Below are 2,309 nucleotides of genomic sequence, written 5' to 3' on the forward strand. Positions count from 1 at the left end.
CGGACGCCCGCCCGCTCCAGGGCGGTGGTGCAGACAGTGACGGCCCGCGCCGTCAGGTCGAGCACGGCGTCCGGCCCGGCCGCCGCGGCGGCGACGGCGCCGCGGTGCTCGTACACCGCCTCGCCGTCCAGGGTGAGGGCGAGGACGCGGACGTAACTCGTGCTGATCTCCACGCCGATGCCGCAGATGTGCCGGCCGCCGACGTGCACGAGGGTGCCGGGCCGGCCCACGGAACCCTCGCGCCGGGTCGTGCCCTCGCCGGCCAGGCCGAGCGCGACGAGTTCGGACACCAAACTGGTGACTGTCGGCTTGGGCAGGCCGGTGTCGGCGGCGATCCGGGCGCGTGAGCGCGGTCCCGCGTCGCGCAGGATGCGCAGCACCAGGGCCAGGTTCTCGCGCCGGACCGAGCCCCGGTCGCGGGCCTTGGAGGGCCCGGACAGGGCGGTGTCCGCCGGCGCCGCCGCGCGCAGATCGGCCTTCATCGGCCCGTCCCGTCCGTCACTCGGTGGTCCTCGTCCTTCGTGGGTCCTTGGCGGGTCCGCGGTGAGCCCGTCGTGCGTCCTTCGTGGTCACGGCCGTCCTCATCATCGCAAAGCCCCCGGACGGCGGGGGAGTTGGCACGGGAAGTCCCCGCGGGAGTCTTGACAGCGTCCCCTATTAGTTCGGATCGTAGTCGAACTAATTATGGACGATCCCATCGAGCACCGGAGAGGAGCACCTGTGTCAGCCCGCTCCAGAGCAAGGACCGTCGCCGCCCTCGCGGCGGTGACCGCCGTGCTGATCGGCACGGCGGCGGCCGGCCCGGCCACCGCGGACACCCCCACGTACACAGTGACCATCGGGCAGAAGGGTCCGTGGACCCACCCCGACGACTCGCCCGCGGCGACCTTCGTCGACAAGGACGGCTCGTTCCACTACCAGTCCGCGCACGCCCTGTACGACGCCAAGGATCCGCGCGAGTGGATGTTCTACAGCGGCAAGGACTTCGACTCCGCGACCCGGGACGCCGAGTTGAGCGAGGCGGTCGATCCGGCGAACGCCGACGACCGCAACGACGACACCACGTGGCGGTGCAACAACAGCCCCACCGGCCGTGAGGCGTCGAACGCGCCCGCCGGCTCGCACTACGCGCAGAAGAACTACTGCGACCTCATGGGCGTCTGGGTCGACCCGGACAGCGGCGACTGGTACGGACTCGTCCACAACGAGTTCACCCCGGAGCCGTTCGGCGACGGCCTGCACTACGACGCCATCGACTACGCCGTCTCGACGGACCAGGGCCACACCTGGGACATCAAGGACCACGTCCTCACGTCGCCCTACAGCACGAAGCGCGGCGACGACGCGGCCTTCCCCAACGAGACGTACTACTACGGCGACGGCGACCCGCGGCTCTTCGTCGACACCGCCTCCGGCTACTTCTACGTCTACTACAACTCGCGCGTCATCCCGAAGGCCGGGAGCCCGGGCGGCTGGACGGACGCCAGCCGCGCCCACGTGGCCCGCGCCCCCATGTCCGGGAAGATGGCGCCGGGTTCGTGGAAGAAGTGGTTCGACGGGGCCTGGTCGCAGCCCGGGGTCGGCGGCCGCGAGAGCAACATGGAGCCCGTCGACGCCACCCACACCACGGGGTACACGCCCGTCGCGCACGACTACGACCCGGCCACCAAGGGGTCCGTCAAGGAGCAGCAGGACGCCGGTGAACTCCCCGCCAAGGCCGACCTGTTGACCATGAACGTCGCCTACGACGCCCATCTCGGCCTGTACATCGGCGAGCCCGAAGCCCTCACCCAGGACAGCAACGAACCCCAGCGGTTCTACGCCACCGACGACCTCGCCACCCAGAAGTGGCGGCTGCTCGGCGACTCGGGCGACTACAAGACGGGCTCCTGGTACCGCTGGCTCCTCGACCCGGTGAGCAGGACCGGGTCGACCATCGTCGGCAAGACGTTCCGCAGCTACTGCTCCTTCCAGTGCTCGGGCGGCGCCGACGGCGAGTACTACGACACCACCCTCGACACGAGCGCCCCCGCGGCGCCCGTCACCGCGGGCACCGCGTACCGCATCGGCAGCGGCGCGGGCCGCTTCCTCGCGGCGTCCGGCAGCGGCGCGGGCGTCACCTCGATGCCCACCAACGCCAGTTCGAGCAGGGGGAGTTGGGTCTTCACTCCGAACGGGGACGGCTCGTACCGCATCGCGAACTCCGCCACCGGACGCCTCCTCGGCGTCGACTCCACCCGCGAGGCGGGCCGCGCCTGGGGCGCCGCCCCGACGGTGACCGCCGCGCCGCGCGGGGGGCCCACGGTCGG

Annotated in this window: 2 protein-coding genes; one reads left to right on the forward strand and one right to left on the reverse strand. The window is 71.6% G+C overall.

Annotation, left to right across the window (positions count from 1 at the left end; genetic code table 11):
• Positions 1–482: helix-turn-helix domain-containing protein (locus tag G3I40_RS26325; RefSeq protein WP_164304648.1), on the reverse strand; the 482-nt coding region annotated here is incomplete at its 3' end.
• Between the two features lie 238 nt (positions 483–720).
• Between G3I40_RS26325 and G3I40_RS26330 the strand changes: the two genes are divergently transcribed.
• Positions 721–2,309 (forward strand): RICIN domain-containing protein (locus tag G3I40_RS26330; RefSeq protein WP_164304650.1); only part of this gene is annotated, 1,589 nt, incomplete at its 3' end.

It is taken from the genome of Streptomyces sp. SID14478 (assembly GCF_010548525.1).
Classification (GTDB): domain Bacteria; phylum Actinomycetota; class Actinomycetes; order Streptomycetales; family Streptomycetaceae; genus Streptomyces.